This is a genomic window from Pseudoduganella sp. jia 9 (assembly GCF_055502615.1).
The window spans coordinates 71115-88869 of sequence record NZ_JBUPWE010000015.1; the positions used below are offsets into that span (position 1 = coordinate 71115).

12 protein-coding genes and 3 tRNA genes are annotated in these 17755 nt (G+C 64.7%); 7 read left to right on the plus strand and 8 right to left on the minus strand.

From position 1 onward, the window contains the following. Positions 1-28: 28 nt before the first annotated feature. Both ACY34H_RS20685 and ACY34H_RS20690 read right to left on the minus strand, forming a co-directional pair. A complete protein-coding gene (locus tag ACY34H_RS20685) occupies positions 29-865 on the minus strand; it encodes a helix-turn-helix domain-containing protein (protein ID WP_464979346.1) in 837 nt (278 codons plus the stop codon). Between the two features lie 61 nt (positions 866-926). Then, the gene (locus ACY34H_RS20690; protein WP_464979347.1) at positions 927-2204 is read right to left on the minus strand and encodes an MFS transporter; all 1278 of its coding nucleotides are present in this window, start codon (positions 2202-2204) and stop codon (positions 927-929) included. A 157-nt stretch (positions 2205-2361) separates the two neighbouring features. On the opposite strand from ACY34H_RS20690, the gene ACY34H_RS20695 reads away from it, so the two are divergent. The 5 genes from ACY34H_RS20695 to ACY34H_RS20715 all read left to right on the plus strand — a co-directional run bounded on the left by ACY34H_RS20695 (position 2362) and on the right by ACY34H_RS20715 (position 4510). Then, a tRNA-Val gene (locus ACY34H_RS20695) sits at positions 2362-2437 on the plus strand. 21 nt (positions 2438-2458) lie between these two features. After that, positions 2459-2535, plus strand: a tRNA-Asp gene (locus ACY34H_RS20700). Between the two features lie 75 nt (positions 2536-2610). Continuing rightward, positions 2611-2687, plus strand: a tRNA-Asp gene (locus tag ACY34H_RS20705). A 222-nt stretch (positions 2688-2909) separates the two neighbouring features. Further along, on the plus strand, positions 2910-3395 hold the full coding sequence (locus ACY34H_RS20710; protein WP_464979348.1) for a cyclic nucleotide-binding domain-containing protein: 486 nt from the start codon (positions 2910-2912) through the stop codon (positions 3393-3395). Continuing rightward, positions 3395-4510, plus strand: a complete 1116-nt coding sequence (locus ACY34H_RS20715) for an AI-2E family transporter (RefSeq protein ID WP_464979349.1) — start codon at positions 3395-3397, stop codon at positions 4508-4510. Before ACY34H_RS20710 ends, ACY34H_RS20715 begins: the two co-directional genes overlap by 1 nt. A gap of 115 nt (positions 4511-4625) precedes the next feature. Here ACY34H_RS20715 and ahpF read toward each other — a convergent pair whose 3' ends face one another. The 4 genes from ahpF to ACY34H_RS20735 form a co-directional block, all read right to left on the minus strand. After that, a complete protein-coding gene (gene ahpF, locus ACY34H_RS20720) occupies positions 4626-6218 on the minus strand; it encodes an alkyl hydroperoxide reductase subunit F (RefSeq protein WP_464979350.1) in 1593 nt (530 codons plus the stop codon). Positions 6219-6285: 67 nt separating this feature from the next. Continuing rightward, on the minus strand, positions 6286-6849 hold the full coding sequence (gene ahpC, locus ACY34H_RS20725) for an alkyl hydroperoxide reductase subunit C (RefSeq protein ID WP_464979351.1): 564 nt from the start codon (positions 6847-6849) through the stop codon (positions 6286-6288). A gap of 209 nt (positions 6850-7058) precedes the next feature. Continuing rightward, on the minus strand, positions 7059-9845 hold the full coding sequence (locus ACY34H_RS20730; protein WP_464979352.1) for an EAL domain-containing protein: 2787 nt from the start codon (positions 9843-9845) through the stop codon (positions 7059-7061). A gap of 211 nt (positions 9846-10056) precedes the next feature. Continuing rightward, positions 10057-12306 (minus strand): YgiQ family radical SAM protein, encoded by a 2250-nt coding sequence (locus ACY34H_RS20735; protein WP_464979353.1) that lies wholly within the window; start codon positions 12304-12306, stop codon positions 10057-10059. Between the two features lie 280 nt (positions 12307-12586). Here ACY34H_RS20735 and ACY34H_RS20740 point away from each other — a divergent pair, with 280 nt between their 5' ends. Further along, a complete protein-coding gene (locus tag ACY34H_RS20740; protein ID WP_464979354.1) occupies positions 12587-13099 on the plus strand; it encodes a DUF1269 domain-containing protein in 513 nt (170 codons plus the stop codon). Between the two features lie 230 nt (positions 13100-13329). On the opposite strand, the gene ACY34H_RS20745 is transcribed toward ACY34H_RS20740, so the two are convergent. Beyond that, positions 13330-13614, minus strand: a complete 285-nt coding sequence (locus ACY34H_RS20745) for a DUF4404 family protein (protein ID WP_464979355.1) — start codon at positions 13612-13614, stop codon at positions 13330-13332. 162 nt (positions 13615-13776) lie between these two features. Between ACY34H_RS20745 and ACY34H_RS20750 the strand changes: the two genes are divergently transcribed. Then, a complete protein-coding gene (locus tag ACY34H_RS20750) occupies positions 13777-15459 on the plus strand; it encodes an alkaline phosphatase D family protein (protein WP_464979356.1) in 1683 nt (560 codons plus the stop codon). A gap of 200 nt (positions 15460-15659) precedes the next feature. On the opposite strand, the gene ACY34H_RS20755 is transcribed toward ACY34H_RS20750, so the two are convergent. Beyond that, positions 15660-17753 (minus strand): M3 family metallopeptidase, encoded by a 2094-nt coding sequence (locus ACY34H_RS20755; protein WP_464979357.1) that lies wholly within the window; start codon positions 17751-17753, stop codon positions 15660-15662. Positions 17754-17755 lie beyond the last annotated feature (2 nt).

Genomic DNA, 17755 nt, shown 5'->3' on the forward strand with positions numbered 1-17755 from the left:
CGCCGCGCCGCGCTGCCCATTGCCCCGGTCACGATCCGGCCTGCCGCGATCGTGCCCTGAACCATTCCGCGCTGGCGTCGTCGGCGGGAAAGAACGATTCGAGCCGCAGTTCGTGCACGGTCACGTCGCGCGGCGTACCCAGCGTGGTGATCGTCGTAAACAGGTTCAGTGACACGCCATCCTTCGCCAGCGTCACGGGCAGGAAAGGCAGTGCGCGGCGCTCCAGGTTCGCCACCTGGGCAGCCGCATGGATGCCCGGCAGCGCCAGCAATTCCTCCAGCAGCGCCTGGGCTTCGCTGCCTGGCCCGTCGCTCAGCGCTTCACGGGCAATCCATTGCAGCTGGTCGGCGCACACGTCTTCCCAGTTGACGATCGCGGCCCGCAGCCCTTGCGGATCGAGCGTCATCCGCACCACGTTCACGCTGCCGTCGCACGGGATCGGCGCGTTGGACGGCAGGCCAAGGAAGAAGCGCATCATCGCGGCCGCCGGCTCGTTCGCCATCACCAGGTTCCACAACCGGTCGACCACCAGCGCCGGGTACGGGGCGGCCTGCGCCAGCATGAATTCCAGCGCCTTGCGCACGGCCTGCATCTCGGGATCGGCCAGCTGGCGCTCCTGGTAGGCGGGCGCGAAGCCGGCGGCCAGCAGCATGCCATTACGGTGCCGCAGCGGCACGTCGAGCACGATGCCCAGCTTCAGGATCAGCTCGCGGCTGGGCTGCGCGCGGGCGCTTTCGAGAAAACTGATGTGGCGCTGCGAGATCGCCGCCTCGGTCGCCAGCTTCAGCTGGGAGAGGCCGCGCCTGCCGCGCCAGTAGCGCAAGGCATGGGCGAAGTCGCTGAAGTACTGGTCCGGTGCATTCATGCTCGTCTCCTTCGGTACGGTGCAAGGCAGCCATTGTGGCCGGCAAACCGGCCTGCGGCGATTACGTGCCAGGGCCGCGTGCAAGCACCAGCACGCCGCCCAGCACCAGGCTGGCCGCGAGCAGCGAGATGCCGATGGCCGTGCTGCCGGTCGCATCGCGGATCGCACCCACCAGGTAAGGGCTGGCGAAGCCGGCCAGGTTACCGACAGAATTGATCAGCGCGATGCCGGCCGCCGCCGCGGTGCCGCCCAGCAGCGCCGTCGGCAGGCTCCAGAAGATCGGGAACGTGGTCAGGATGCCTGCGGTGGCGAGCGACAGCGCGGCCAGCGCCAGCACCGTATCGCTGGCCCAGGCGGTAGCCGCCACCAGGCCGGCGGCACCGGCGAACCCGGCGATGGCGATATGCCAGCGCCGCTCGCCGCTGCGGTCCGAATGCCGCGCCGCCAGCACCATGGCCACCGCCGCCACGCCATACGGGATCGCCGTCAGCAGGCCAATGTGGAAGACATCCTGCACGCCGCTGTTCTTCAGCAGTTGCGGCAGCCAGAAGCTGACGCCGTACAGCCCCATCACGAACAGGAAGTACACCAGCGCCAGCAGCCACACGGTGCCGCTGGCGAACACCTGCCGCAGCGGCAGGTGCCGCTTCGCCGCCGCTTCCGCCGCCAGCCCGCGCTCCAGCACGGCCTTGTCGGCATCGTCCAGCCAGCGCGCGGCGCGGATGCCGTCATCGAGATAGAACAGGGTCCAGATGCCCAGCGCGATCGACGGCATGCCCTCCAGCAGGAACAGCCACTGCCAGCCATGCAGCCCCGCCTGGCCGGCAAACCCCGCCATGATGGCGCCGGACAGCGGCCCGCCCAGCACGCCCGCCACGGCCACGCCGCTCATGAACAGCGCCACGATGCGGGCCCGGCGCTGCGCCGGATACCAGTAGGTGAGATACAGCACCACGCCCGGGAAGAAGCCCGCCTCGGCGACACCGAGCAGGAAGCGCAGCACGTAGAAGCTGATCGGGCCGGTGGCAAACATGGTGGCGGCCGACACGAGGCCCCAGCTGATCATGATGCGCGCGATCCAGCGCCGCGCGCCCACCTTTTCCATCACCAGGTTCGACGGCACTTCGAACACGAAATAGCCGATGAAGAAAATGCCCGCGCCGATGCCGTAGACGGTATCCGACAGCGCCAGGTCGGCCTGCATCTGCAACTTGGCGAAGCCCACGTTGACGCGGTCCAGGTAGGCGGCCACGTAGCACAGGAACAGGAACGGCAGCAGCCGGCGGCTCACGCGGGCATACAGCGCATCGAGACGGGCATCGTCCTTGATGGCGTTCATCGGTTCTCCCAGGCTGGAAAAACCGCAGCGTAGCACCACTGGATGAGGCTGGATGGAAATTATTTAGCGAAATCCCTTGCGGAATCTCAAAACAGCGCAGTAGAATACGGCCTCTTCTGAACGTTGTGACAAACGTTCGAAGCATCGAAGGTGATGAGGGCGCTTAGCTCAGTTGGTAGAGCGGATCCCTTACAAGGATTAGGTCGGGAGTTCGAGCCTCTCAGCGCCCACCACGCATTCGATGTTGAAGACCTGGAGCGGTAGTTCAGTTGGTTAGAATACCGGCCTGTCACGCCGGGGGTCGCGGGTTCGAGCCCCGTCCGCTCCGCCAGGATTTCGAAGAGAGCCCGAAGCATCGGGCTTTTTTCTTGCAGTTTCTTCAGTTGCCGTTTGACGGGAATTGATTGGAGCGGTAGTTCAGTTGGTTAGAATACCGGCCTGTCACGCCGGGGGTCGCGGGTTCGAGCCCCGTCCGCTCCGCCAGCATCAGTAAAAAAGCCCGGCTTGCCGGGCTTTTTTGCGTCTATCGCTGCCGTGGCACGCGGCATCACGCAACCCTGCCCCCTCCACACCGCCAGCATCCCGAAAATTCCCGGCATTCCAGGCTTTTTTGCATTCCGCTCCACTGTGTGCGTCCTGCAACACCAATGTCCATGCAAAACCGGCGACAATGGCAATGCAACCATCCCTTCCTTGGAGTCCTGTGTGATTTTCGGTTTTTTGAAGCCGCCCCCGCTGTCGCCACGCCTCACCAGGCTGCGCGAAACCGTCCTCCTCAACTCGCTGACACCGCTGGAACTGAAGATCGTCGACGGCCTGATGCATGAACGGCGCTATCTCGCGGGCGAGATCATTTTCGACGAAGGCGAAGAAGGCCAGGCGCTGTACCTGATCACGGCCGGCCACGTGCAGATCAACCGCAACATCAACGGCATGCCCGAGATCATTACCGAACTGTCGCCGGGCGCGTTCTTTGGCGACCTGGCCCTGCTGGACAACTCGCCCCGCACGGCGCAGGCGCGTGCGTGGGATGACTGCGAACTGGCGGTATTCTTCCGCGCCGACTTCATGGGCCTGATGGAAACCGACGCCGTGATCGGCTACAAGATATCGCTGGCGCTGGCGCGCCATATCGGCTCCCGGCTGCGCGAACGGATGTCGATCGATTCGCCGCACATCGAGGTGCTGTAATGGTGGACCGGCAGCAGTCGGGCCCCATTGTCTGGTGCGGCATCGTCGCCGCCACCTGCGTGCTGCTGTACCTGATGCAGCGCGTGCTGTGGCTGTCGGTGCCGTTCCTGCTGGCGATCATCCTCTATTACATGCTGCTGTCGCCATTCCAGCGCCTGCTGCGGATGGGGTTCACCCGCAATACTTCCGCCATGCTGGTCGGCGCCGGCTTCGGGCTCGCCATGCTGCTGGCGGTGCTGGTAGCGGCGATATGGATCCCGGCGCCGGCAACTGACTGGCAGGACATGCCGGGGCGCTACCTGGACGCGGGCGTGCGCTTCCTGCGCAATATGCTGGGCGCGCTGGAACGGCAGTTCCCGATCCTGCGACAGGCCCGGCTGGGCGATTCGGTGAACCTGAACCTGGCCGAATACTCGCGCGAATTCTTCCAGCGCCACCTGGCGGACGTGGTGGTGGCCGCCGCGGCGTGGGTACCGTCGCTGCTGCTCGCGCCGTTCCTGGCCTTCTTCTTCCTGCGCGACGGCCGCCGCTTCAAGCGCTTCCTGGCGCGTGCGGTGCCCAACGCGTTCTTCGAGAAGACGCTGTTCCTGCTGCATGAAGTCGACCAGACCGCGCGCCGCTACTTCCACGGCATGCTCAAGCTCACGATCATCGACACCATCGTGCTGGCCATCGGCCTGTGGTCCATCGGCCTGCCCTCGCCGCTGCTGCTCGGCTTCATCGCCGCCATGCTGGCCTGGGTGCCCTACGTCGGCTCGATCGCCGGCTGCCTGCTGGTGGTGCTGGTGGCGTCGGCCGATGCACCGGACAACAATGCCGCGGCCTACAGCGCGATCTTCGTCTTCATCATCGCCCGCCTGCTCGACGACTTCGTCTTCATGCCGATGACGCTGGGCCGCAGCCTGCGCATGCATCCGCTGGTCACGGTGGTGATGCTGTTCGTCGGCGGCGCGCTGGCCGGCGTGACCGGCCTGATGCTGGTGCTGCCCCTGCTGGGCGTGGTGATGGTGGTCGGCGAGACCATCGGCGTGCTGATCACCGATGCGCGCCTGCAGGCCCGGCACCGCTACGCCCGCTCGCTGCGGGTCAAGCAGGCCAGCGTCGACCTGAAATAATTTCTTCAAAAACAGGGCGGTACGGCGCTCCGGCACAAAAATAGGGACGGACCCTGTTTTTGAGGAAAAAAAAAACGGGAGCCGAGGCTCCCGTTTCGTTTGCTGCGCTGCTGCCTTACGCGACAGCGGCGATGGCGGCCTGCTCGGCTTCCACTTCATCGTCACCCGAGCGGATCAGGTGATCGAAGGCGGACAGCGCGGCGGTGGCGCCGGCGCCGACGGCGATCACGATCTGCTTGTACGGCACGGTCGTCACGTCGCCGGCGGCGAACACGCCCGGTACCGAGGTCTGGCCCTTGGCATCGATCTCGATCTCGCCGTGCTTCGACAGTGCCACGGTGCCCTTCAGCCACTCCGTGTTCGGCACCAGGCCGATCTGCACGAACACACCTTCCAGGTCCACGCGCTGCAGTTCGCCCGTGGTGCGGTCCTTGTACGACAGGCCGTTCACCTTCTTGCCGTCGCCATGGATCTCGGTGGTCTGCGCCGACAGGATGATCTTCACGTTCGGCAGCGAGCGCAGCTTGCGCTGCAGCACCGCGTCGGCGCGCAGTTCGTTGCCGAACTCGATCAGCGTGACGTGCTGCACGATGCCGGCCAGGTCGATCGCCGCTTCCACGCCGGAGTTGCCGCCGCCGATCACCGACACGCGCTTGCCCTTGAACAGCGGGCCGTCGCAGTGCGGGCAGTACGCCACGCCGTGGTTACGGTATTCCTTCTCGCCCGGCACGTTGATCTCGCGCCACCGTGCGCCGGTGGACAGGATCACGGTCTTCGCCTTCAGCACCGCGCCGGTGGCGGTATGCACCTCGGTCAGCTTGCCCGGCACCAGCTTCACGGCGCGCTGGGTGTTCATGATGTCGACTTCGTATTCCTTGACGTGCTGCTCCAGCGCCACGGCGAATTTCGGGCCGTCGGTTTCCTTGATCGAGATGAAGTTCTCGATCGAAAGCGTATCGAGCACCTGGCCGCCGAAGCGTTCCGCCAGCACACCGGTCTGGATGCCTTTGCGGGCCGCGTAGATCGCGGATGCCGCACCGGCAGGGCCGCCGCCGACGACCAGCACGTCGAACACGTCTTTCTTGTTCAGTTCAGCTGCCTGGCGGGCACCGGCATTGGTGTCCAGCTTGGCGAGGATCTCTTCCACGTTGGTGCGGCCCTGGCCGAAGTGCTGGCCGTTCAGGAACATCATCGGTACCGCCATGATCTGGCGCTCTTCGACTTCTTTCTGGAACACGCCGCCATCGATCGTGGTGACCTTGATGCGCGGATTGATGACCGACATCGCGTTCAGTGCCTGCACCACTTCCGGGCAGTTATGGCACGACAGCGAGATGAAGGTCTCGAATTCGAAATCGCCTTCCAGGTTGCGGATCTGTTCGATCACGGCTTCGTCGAGCTTGATCGTGTGGCCGCCCACCTGCAACAGGGCCAGCACCAGCGAGGTGAATTCATGGCCCATCGGGATGCCGGCAAAACGCACGCCGATGTCGGTGCCGGCACGGTTGATCGAGAACGACGGCTTGCGCACGTTGGCGGCGTTGTCTTCGACCAGGGTAATCTTGTCGCTCAAGCCGTCGATATCGGCGAGCAGTTCCTTCATTTCCCGCGCCTTCGCGGAATCATCCAGCGATGCAACGATCTCAATCGGCTGCACCACTTTTTCCAGATAGGCTTTCAGTTGGGTTTTGAGATTTGCATCCAGCATGACTTTCTTCCTTTTTGATTTTGCTGCCGGCACATGCCGGCAGCGGTACTGCTCAATAACGACTTACTTAGATCTTGCCGACCAGGTCCAGGGACGGGGTCAGGGTTGCTGCGCCTTCGGACCACTTGGCCGGGCACACTTCGCCCGGGTGGGAAGCAACGTACTGGGCTGCCTTCACTTTGCGCAGCAGTTCCGAAGCGTCGCGGCCGATGCCGTTGTCATGGACTTCCAGCACCTTGATGAAGCCTTCCGGATTGATCACGAAGGTACCGCGCAGGGCCAGGCCTTCTTCTTCGATCATGACCTGGAAGTTACGCGACAGCAGGCCGGTCGGGTCGCCGATCAGCGGGTAGTTCACTTTCTTGATGGCGTCCGACGTGTCGTGCCATGCCTTGTGGGCGAAATGAGTGTCGGTGGAGATACCGTACACTTCCACGCCCAGCTTCGAGAATTCTGCGTAGTTGTCGGCCAGATCTTCCAGTTCGGTCGGGCAGACGAAGGTGAAGTCAGCCGGGTAGAACACGAATACCGACCATTTGCCCTTCAGGGAATCTTCGGTCAGGTCAACGAATTTGCCGTTGTGGTAAGCAGTTGCCTTGAACGGTTTGACTTGGGTGTTGATCAGAGACATTTGTGTTTTCCTCGTGAGGGTTGTGAATCAATGAGTTGCTAGTTTAGAGGGATCTCGGCTATTTGGAAAATTGATTGTTCCAATAGTTTCAATTGAGTTTGGCTATCGAAACGGTATAGCGAGACGGCTATTATCGTCGTTCCTGCAAAAAGATGAATGTTGGAAGAACACCAAGCCGGCCACGGCCGGGTGATCGATCGGCCCGCGGATCAGGCCCGGTTGACCTGCGCGGCCGTCAGCAGCGCGTCGAATTCCTCGGCCGGCAACGGCTTGTCGAACAGGTAGCCCTGGCCGTAATCGCAGCCGGCGGCGGCCAGCAGGTCGCGCTGCCGGGGCGTTTCCACCCCTTCCGCGATGACGTGCAGGCCCAGCTTGTGCGCCATCACGATGATCGCCTCCGAGAGCGCCATGTCGCCTGAATCCGGCGCCAGGTTGCGCACGAAGCTGCGGTCGATCTTCAGGTAGTCGATGTCGAACTTGTTCAGGTAGGACAGCGACGAATAGCCGGTGCCGAAATCGTCCAGCGCCACCTGGATGCCGCCGTCGCGCAATTGCAGCAGCTTGTCGGTGACCATCGTGCTGGCGTCGAGCAGCAGGCCCTCGGTGATCTCGACCACGATGGCCTGCCCCGACACGCCGGCCTGGCGCAGCGCGCGCAGCCATACCTCGTAGCTGCCGCCCTCGCGCTGGAATTCGACCGGCGACTGGTTCAGGCTGACCTGGAAATCCGGATGGACGTCGCGGCGCCAGCGCTGCACCCAGCGGATCGATTCGTTGAAGACCCATTGCCCGATGTCGACGATCAGGCCGGAGCTCTCCGCCAGTGGAATGAACTCGAGCGGGCTGACGAGACCCCGCTGCGGATGCTGCCAGCGCAGCAGTGCCTCGGCCTTGCGGATGCGGCCCGTCGCGAGGTGCACGATCGGCTGGAAGTACAGCTTCAGCTGGTCCCCCTTGATCGCACTGCGTAGGTCGTTGGTCAGGCGCATGCGGTTCAGTGCCGCCACCTGCAGCGCCGGCGTGAAATAGCTGAAGCGGTTGCGGCCGGCGCCCTTGGCCGCGTACATGGCCTGGTCGGCATGCTTGAGCAGGTCGCCCACGCTGGCGGCGTCGTCCGGGTACAGCGTGATGCCGATGCTGGCGGAAATGAAGGCCTGTTCCTGGCCCAGCTGGAATGGCGCCAGCAGGCTGTCGATGATGTCCTGGGCGATGGCATCCACCCGGTCGGTCAGTTGCAGTTCGGTCAGGATCACCGTGAACTCGTCGCCGCCCAGGCGCGCCACCGTGTCCGCCTGGCGTACGCAGCCGGCGATGCGGCGCGCCGCGTCGACCAGCAGCACGTCGCCCTGGTGGTGGCCCAGCGTGTCGTTGACTTCCTTGAAGTGGTCGAGGTCGATGAACAGGATCGCGATCCGGGTACCGTCGCGCCGGCTCTTGACCACGTCATGCTGCAGCCGGTCGAGGAACATGCGGCGGTTCGGCAACTGCGTCAGCGGGTCGAAGTTGGCCTGCTGCCAGATCAGCGCCTCCGATTTCTTCTGGTCCGTGACATCCTCGATCATGCACAGCTTCAGGTGCGGTCCGGCCTGCAGCGGCACCACGGAAGCTTCCACCCACACGGTCGTCCCGTCGGTGCGGACCAGCCGCAGCGTGGTGCGGAATTCCTGCACGTCGCCCGCCGCCAGGCGCCCCATCCGCAGCGTCCAGTCGGCCACGTCTTCCGGGTGCACGAAATCGAGCCAGCTGTGCGAGGCGAAGGCGTCTTCGGAGCGGCCGGCGATTTCGCGGTAGCGGGGATTGACGTCGGAGAACGCGCCGCTGACGCCGTCGATCAGCGCGATGCCGATCGGCGAGGCTTCGAACATCGTGCGAAAGCGCTCCTCCCCCGCGCGGATCGCATCGGCGGAGCGGCGCCGTTCGCGCGCCAGCAGTGCGAAGTGGATCGCCGCACCCAGCAACAGCAGCAGCGCGGCGCCGCCGCCGATGCGGTACAGCCATGCCAGATCGGTGCCCGGCTCGGCGTTATACAGGAAACCGTCGAACGTCACGCCTTTCGGCAGCAGCCCCAGGCCGGTATACACATCGGCGATGTGCTGCCAGCGCTCGGGGTTCATGTAGCCGGTTTCCACGAGCACGGGCTGGACCAGGGGCACCATCTGGCGCGCTTCGTACAGCAGGTGCTGGCGGTCGTGCCGGCGCGAATACTTTGCCAGGATCAGGTCGGCAATCTCCTCCTGGTGGCTCATCGCGTATTGCCAGCCGCGCAGCGAGGCCGCACGGAATGCCTTCACCCTTTCCGGGTGCGTACCGAGTTCCTGCTCGCTGGTAAACAGATTGTCGCCGTAGAAATCCACACCGGCGGCGCGCGGGCTGTGGATGTCGTACGCGAAGCCGGCACGGTCGAAGTAATCGGGTTCGTTGGTGGTGTGGATCGACATCGCCTCGACCCGGCCGTTGATCAGGTCAACGGGATCATAGGAATGCTCGATACGGTGCAAGGCCTGCAGCGACACGCCTTCCCGCTTCAGGTAGGCCGACAGTTCGTCGGCGTGGTTCAACGTTGCCGAAAGCGGCCCCAGCATCACGCGCTTGCCGGCCAGCCGGCGCAGGTCCGGCGTTTCGCCGTGCTGCCGCACCGCCAGCGCGTACGGCGAATGCTGGAAGATCACGCCCAGCACGACGACGGGCTTGCCGGACAGGCGCGCCAGCAGCAGCGAACTGCTGCCGGTGCCGTACTGCGCCCGGCCCGCCAGCACTTCGCGCAGCGGCGCCTCGCCATCGACGCCTTCGGCGATCTGCACGTCCAGCCCCGCATCGCGGTAGTACCCTTTTTCCACTGCCGCGTAATAGCCGGCGAACTGGAACTGATGGGTATGCTTCAGCTGGAGCACCACCCGGTCCTCGGCATGCAAGGGAAATGCAACGATCCCCAGCACCAGCGGCAGGTAGGCAAAGACACGGCGCACCGGAAGAAGGAAGATGGATTCGGGAAGCACGGAAGGCGCCGGAACGTTCGAAGGACGGCCCCTGGCCGTTGCCGTGATGCGTTACCGATTGTACCTCCGGCAGCGCCGGCATCACGGCTGAGCGGGGCCGTCAACGCCCGTGTGTGGCTTCCGGGCCGCAATCCGGCCGGCCAGGTGGTCGAGCCGACAACTACTTATCGGAACAACCACCCGCCCGGCGAGATGCCTGCCGGCGCCGTTCCTAGCGGCGGCCCTTGGTGGCGGAATTCGTTGCCGGCTTCTGCGCCTTCGGCTTGACCTTGATGGTGTCGAGGATCGACGGCCGTGCCTTGGTCTCCACCGTTTCACGCGCCGTCATCGAACCGGTCAGCGCATTCGGGCGGCCGCCGCGCGGCGCAGGCGTACGGCCACCGGCGGGCTGCCCCGGCCGCGCACCGCGCTGTGCGCCCGGCGCCAGCGTCGGCATCGCACGCTTGCCTTCCGGGGCCGCCGTCATGTTTTCCTCGCCCGGCGTCCACGCCGGGATCAGGTGCTTCTCGCCGTTGCCGATCAGGTCGCCACGGCCCATCGCCTTCAGCGTCTCGCGCAGGATCGGCCAGTTGGCCGGATCGTAGTAGCGCAGGAATGCCTTGTGTGCCTTGCGCACCTTGGCCGTACGCGGCGTTTCCACCGCTTCCGACGTGTCGGTCACTTTCTTCAGCGGGTTCTTGCGGCTGTGGTACATCGTGGTCGCCATCGCCATCGGCGTCGGCATGAAGGTCTGCACCTGGTCGAGCCGGAAGTTGTTTTTCTTCAGCCACAGCGCCAGGTTCAGCATGTCTTCGTCCGACGTGCCCGGGTGGGCAGCGATGAAGTACGGGATCAGGTACTGCTTCTTGCCGGCCTCGAGCGAGAATTTCTCGAACATCGCCTTGAACTCGTCATAGGCGCCGATGCCCGGCTTCATCATCTTCGACAGCACGTTCGATTCGGTGTGCTCCGGCGCGATCTTCAGCAGGCCGCCCACGTGGTGCGTGACCAGTTCCTTCACATACTCGGGCGAGCGCACGGCGAGGTCGTAGCGCAGGCCGGAACCGATCAGGATCTTCTTCACGCCGGGAATCGCCCGCGCCTTGCGGTAAAGCTGGATCAGCTTGCTGTGATCGGTGCCCAGGTTGGAGCAGATCGACGGGTACACGCACGACAGGCGGCGGCACGATTCCTCGATGGTCTTTTCCTTGCAGGCCAGCCGGTACATGTTCGCCGTGGGGCCGCCCAGGTCGGAGATGGTTCCCGTGAAACCCTTGGTCTTGTCGCGGATGTGCTCGATTTCGCGCAGGATCGACGGTTCCGAGCGGCTCTGGATGATGCGGCCTTCGTGTTCCGTGATCGAGCAGAACGTGCAGCCGCCGAAGCAGCCACGCATGATGTTCACCGAGAAGCGGATCATTTCCCAGGCAGGGATGCGCGCATTGCCATACGCCGGGTGCGGCGCGCGCGCGTAGTTCATGTCGTACACGCCATCCATCTCGTCCATCGCCAGCGGCAGCGGCGGCGGGTTGATCCACACGTCGCGGTCGCCATGCTGCTGCACCATCGCGCGCGCATTGCCCGGGTTCGATTCCAGGTGGAACACGCGCGAGGCGTGCGCATACATGACCGGGTCGGTGCTGACGGTGTCGTACGACGGCAGCCGCACCACGGTGCGGTTGTGCTTTTCCTTCGCCATCGCCAGCCGTTCCTCGCGCGTCATGATGCGGATCGGCTTGACCGTCGGCTCGGGCGCGGCGTTCTCGGTGGCGCAGGCTTCCTTGTCTTCCTTGGCCATCGCATACGGATCGGGATGCGCATCGATGCGGCCCGGCACGTCCACGCGGGTCGAGTTGTGCACGCCCCACTCTTCCGACGGCAGCCAGCCCTGCGGCACCAGGAAAGCGGTACCGCGCAGGTCCTTGATGGCCTTGATGTCTTCGCCCTTCGCCATGCGGTGGGTCAGGTCCACCAGCGCGCGCTCGGCGTTACCGAAGATCAGCAGGTCGGCCTTGGAATCGATCAGCACCGACTTGCGTACCTTGTCCGACCAGTAGTCGTAGTGGGCGATGCGGCGCAGCGAGGCCTCGATGCTGCCGATGATCACCGGCGTACCCGGGAACGCTTCGCGGGCGCGGTGCGCATACACGCTCACCGCGCGGTCCGGGCGCTTGTTCGGCTCGCCATTCGGGGTGTACGCGTCGTCCGAACGGATCTTGCGGTCCGACGTATAGCGGTTCACCATCGAATCCATGTTGCCGGCCGTGATGCCGAAATACAGCCGCGGCTTGCCCAGCGCGCGGAAGGCATCGGCCGACTGCCAGTCCGGCTGGCTGATGATGCCGACGCGGAACCCCTGCGCTTCCAGCAGGCGGCCGACCAGCGCCATGCCGAAGCTGGGATGGTCGATATAGGCGTCGCCCGTAACGAGGATGACATCGCACTCGTCCCAGCCCAGCTTGTCCATTTCGGCGCGGGTCATGGGCAGGAAAGGCGCGACGGGAGCGCGGGCAGACCGCTTGGGGACGGTCGCGAAGAGGTTCTGGGGGGCGTTCATAAGGCAGGATTGTACCAAAAAGCGTGCCGCGGCGCGCATCGCGGTGTTATTTGTCGGCGAAAAAGCTTTTATTATTCAATAACTTGTGTTGCAGATAGCGGAAAGACCGGAAAAGTATCCGGGGCGCCATTGCAATGCGTGGGCGGCGGCCTATAACGAATCAATAAGCGAATCAATAAGCCAATGCTGGAGCGAGGAGAAAAACATGCGACGCCGACTCTACTACGTGCTGCCCGACATCCCGTCGGCGCGCGCCATGCTGGATGAACTCCTGCTGGCGCGCATCGAGGAGCGGCACATCCGCTTCCTGGCCCGCGAGGGCACCCTGCCGGACGATATGCCCGGCTGCAGTTTCATGATGAAAACCGATCTGGTCCACGGTGCGCAGCTGGGCATGCTGATCGGCGGCATCGTCGGCTTCGTGGCCGGCTTCCTCCTCGTGCTGATGCCGCCGGAAGGGCTGACGATGCGTACGGCAACGATCCTGCTGCTGGCCCTCGGCGGCGCGCTGTTCGGCGCCTGGGCTTCCGGCATGAACGGCAGCGCGATCCCGAACAAGAAGCTGGAACAGTTCGCGGACCGCGTGCAGCAGGGGCGGGTGCTGATGATCGTGGATGTGCCCGTGCGGCGCGTGCGCGAAGTCGAGGCGATGATCGCCGAGCGGCACCCAGACTTCAATTTCGGCGGCGAAGAACCGCCCATGGTGGCGTTTCCCTAGTTTTACCGGGTGCGCTGCCACCGGCCCGGTTCCTGCCTCCCGCAATGCGGGCGGTGTGAACCGGGTAGTGTTCCGGTTCTTCGGCAATTTTTCGGTAGATCTCCGCAGTTCGCCGAAATGCCCCTGCGGTTCCCGGCAGTTTCCTGCATTTCCCTGCAATTACGGTGATTACCGGTAATTACAGGCACTTTCCCCGCAAGTGCTCCGCGGGGTCGCGCCGCAGTTCTTCTTCAGATTCCCATATTGCCCAGGATGCGGCCCAGTTCGCGCAGCGTTGGCTCCAGCGCCGGGTGCTTTGCCGCGAACTTTGCCGAGATTTCCTGCGTGCGCTCGGCCAGGCCGTAAGTCGTCGTGCCTTCCTCGCTGACCGCGCCGTCCTCCGCGCGCTGTTCCAGTACGCGCTCGATGTCGCCGTCGAGCTGGCGCAGCAGGTCCTGCAGTTCCTCGTCCACCGGTGCCCCGCTTGCCAGCGCGGCATGTACTTCGCGCAGCGATGCCTTCAGGTTGTTGTCCATGGCGTTCCTTCCTGAGTAACGATAACGCCACTTATACACCGAATCGGCCGCTTGCGGCCACGCTGCTCACGGCTGAGCAATGCATGCCGTTGCCGATGTCATCAATGGGTAACTTCGGCTGCTTAAGATGCGCCGTCTTTCACTTTCGGCAATGGCCCATCCATGACCCAATCGAACGCACGTCGCAAGTTCATCCGCAATTTCTCCGTCGCCCTGTCCGCCATTCCGCTTGCCGCCTGCGGCGGCGACGACGATACCTCGTACGAGAACATCGCCTACGCCCACGGCGTCGCCAGCGGCGATCCGCTGGCCGACCGCGTGATCCTGTGGACGCGCATCTCGGCACCTGCCGGCGCGGACGATGTCGACGTGGGCTGGAGCGTGGCGGAAGACAGCGATTTCGCGAAGATCGTGGCGTCCGGGTCGACGCGCACCGGCGCGGCACGCGACTTCACGGTGAAGGTGGATGCCACGGGCCTGGCGGCCAACCGCCGCTATTACTACCGCTTCCGCTGCCAGGGTGTGGATTCGCCCGTGGGCCGTACGAAGACGCTGCCGACCGGCACCGTCACGCAGGCACGCTTCGCGGTGTTCAGCTGCTCGAACTACCCTGCCGGCTACTTCAACGTATACGGCGACGCGGCGAAGTTCGACGATATCGACGTCGGCCTGCACCTGGGCGACTACATCTACGAATACGCCGCCGGCGGCTACGCGTCGCAGGACGCCGCCGCGATGGGCCGCGTGTCGCAGCCGGCCACCGAGATCATCACGCTCACCGATTATCGCCGCCGCTACCAGCAATACCGCACCGATCCCGACCTGCAGGCCGTGCATGCGCGCATGCCGTTCATCACCGTGTGGGACGACCACGAGCTGACCAACGACACCTGGCGCGAGGGTGCCGAGAACCACGACCCGGCCACCGAGGGCCTGTGGGCGGCGCGCCGCCAGATGGCGATCCAGGCTTACCACGAATGGATGCCGATCCGCCAGCCCGATGCGGCGCGGCCGGACCGCATCTACCGCTCGTTCGACTTCGGCAACCTGCTGTCGCTGCACATGCTCGATACGCGCGTGATCGGCCGCGACAAGCAGCTGGCCTACGCCGGCTACGTGGGCGCCGACCGCAGCTTCAACGCCGCCGCGTTCACGGCGGACCTGACGAACCCGGCACGCCAGCTGATGGGTGCCGAGCAGACCGCGTGGCTGCAGGGGCAGATGTCGAAATCCACCGCCACGTGGCAGATCCTGGGCCAGCAGGTGCTGATGGCGCGCATGCTGCTGCCGGCGCCGATGGTGCTGGGCACGGTGGGCTACGCGGCGTACTTCGCCATCGCCGCCAAGGTGCAGGCCGGCGTGGCGCTGACCGAAGCCGAGCGGCAGCAGCTGGCCGCCACGCCGGTGCCGTACAACCTCGACGCGTGGGATGGCTACGCGGCCGCGCGCGAGACCGTGCTGAGCATGGCGCGCACGCTGAACAAGAACCTGGTCGTGCTGGCCGGCGACACGCACAATGCGTGGGCCAGCGACCTGGCGGACATCAACGGCCAGGCGGTCGGCGTGGAATTCGGCGTGCCGTCGGTCACCTCGCCCGGCTTCGAGAGCTACTTCCCCACCTTCCCCGCGCGTACCGTGGCGGCCGGCCTGGAACAACTGATCGGCCCGCTGCAATACGCCGAAACGGGCTCGCGCGGCTTCGTGGTGCTGACGGTCACGCCAACCGAAACCCGTGCCGAATACCGCTACGTGGACACGATCCGGTCGCAAACGTACTCCGCAACGGTCGGCAAGGTGCTGCGCATGCTGCCGGGAGCCGCGAACCGGAAGATCGTCGCCGGCTGACGGCAGGTGTTGTAAAAAATCGGGGACTGTCCCTGGTGTTGCATTGCGACCAGCTCAGCAATAACGCGCATGGCGTGGTGGTGTTGTAAAAAATCGGGGACCGTCCCCGGTGTTCCCCCGGTGTTGTTTTGCGACCAGCGCGGCAGTGTAGGGCGAAAAAAAAACCGCGCCGGGTGGCGCGGTTTTGCGGGAGGGGCGGATCAGTCGGTCAAGCCGCGCCGTTCCAGCAGCGGCTCGACTTTCGCGTCGCGCCCGCGGAATTCGCGGAACATCTGCATCGCATCCATCGTGCCGCCCTTCGACAGCAGCTTCTGGCGGAACCAGTCGCCGTTCTTGCGCGACAGGCCGCCGTTTTCCTTGAACCACAACACGCTTTCGGCATCGAGCTTCTCGGCCCACAGGTAGCCGTAATAGCCCGCCGAGTAGCCACCGGCGAAGACGTGCGAGAAGTAGGTGGTGCGGTAGCGCGGCGGCACCGGTGCGAAGTCGACGCCGGCGTCCTTCAGTGCCTGGGCCTCGAATGCCAGCACGTCCGTCGGGACCTGGGTGGCGGACAGCTGGTGCCACTTCTGGTCGAGGATCGCGGCGGCCAGGTACTCGGTGGTGCGGTGGCCTTCGTTGAACTTCTGCGCTGCCAGCACCTTGTCCAGCAGTTCCTTCGGCATCGGCGCGCCGGTCTGGTAGTGCTTCGCGTAGTTGTTCAGGATGTCCGGCCAGGTGGCCCACATCTCGTTGACCTGCGACGGGAATTCGACGAAGTCGCGCGGCACACGGGTGCCGGAGAAGCGCGGATACTTCACGTTCGAGAACATGCCGTGCAGCGCATGGCCGAATTCATGGAAGGCGGTGCGTACTTCGTCGTACGTCAGCAGCGTGGGCTCGCCGTTCGCCGGTTTCGGGATGTTCAGGTGGTTGGCCACCACCGGCTGCGTGCCGAGCAGCTTGTTCTGGCCGACATAGGCATTCATCCAGGCGCCGCCACGCTTGTTGCCGCGCGCATAAAAGTCGCCAATGAAGATGGCCAGCTGCTTGCCGTCGGCATCGAATACGTCCCACACGCGCACGTCCGCCTGGTACACCGGCAGGTCCTTGCGCTCCTTGAACGTCAGGCCGAACACCTTGTTCGCCGCAAAGAACACGCCGTTTTCCAGCACGCTGTTCAATTCGAAATACGGTTTCAGTTCGTTCTGGTCGAAGGCGTAGCGCTCCTTGCTGACCTTGTCCGCGTAGAACTGCCAGTCGTGCGCGGCCAGCTGGAAACCGCCTTTCTCTGCATCGATGACCTTCTGGATATCGGCCGCTTCGCGGCGCGCGTTGCGCACCGCCGGCTGGGCGAATTCGGCCAGCAGCTGGTTCACGGCCGTGGTGTCCTTGGCGGTCTGGTCTTCCAGGTGATACGCCGCATGGCTGGCATAGCCCAGCAGCGCAGCCCGTTCGGCACGCAGTTTCGCCAGTTGCAGCACCAGTTCGCGATTGTCGAATTCACCGCCACGGCTGCCGCGCGCCATCGAGGCGGCCAGCAGGCGCTCGCGCGTGGCACGGTTCTTCAGCACCGACAGCGGCGCCTGGCCAGTGGTGTTGACGACCGGGATCGCGAACTTGCCTTCCAGGCCGCGCGCCTTGGCGTCGTTGGCGGCCTTGGCGATCGCCGCGTCCGACATGCCGTCCAGCTCTTCCTTCGTGTCGACCACCAGCGCGGAAGCGTTCATTTCCTTCAGCACGTTCTGCGCGAACGCCGTCTGCAATCCGGCCAGCTTCGCGTTGTAGGCCTTCAGCTTTTCCTTGTCCGCCGCCGACAGTTTCGCGCCGGCGCGCACATAGTCGGTGTGATAGCGCTCGAGCAGGTATTTCGATTCGGGATCCAGCTTCAGCTTGTCGCGCTTGTCGTACAGGGTCTTGATGCGGGCGTACAGCTTTTCATTGAGCAGCATCGCATCGCTGTGCGCGGACAGCTTCGGCGCCAGCACCCGGTCAAGCGCCTGCAGCGTGTCGTTGGTGTTGGCGCCGTTCAGGCTGAAGAACACGGTCGACACGCGGCTCAGCAGACGGCCGGTACGTTCCATCGCCACGATCGTGTTCTCGAACGTGGGCGCGGCCTTGTTGCTGGCGATCTTTTCGATCTCGGCGGCCTGCGCCTTCATGCCTTCGTCGAATGCCGGCGCGAAATCGGCGTCGCCGATCCGGTCGAACGGCGGATATTGCAGCGGCAGCGAGCTGGGTGCGGCGAAGGGATTGGCGGCCGGCAGCGCGGCCTGCGCCAGGCCGGCGAAGGCCAGGCTAGCGACGAGAATCATCA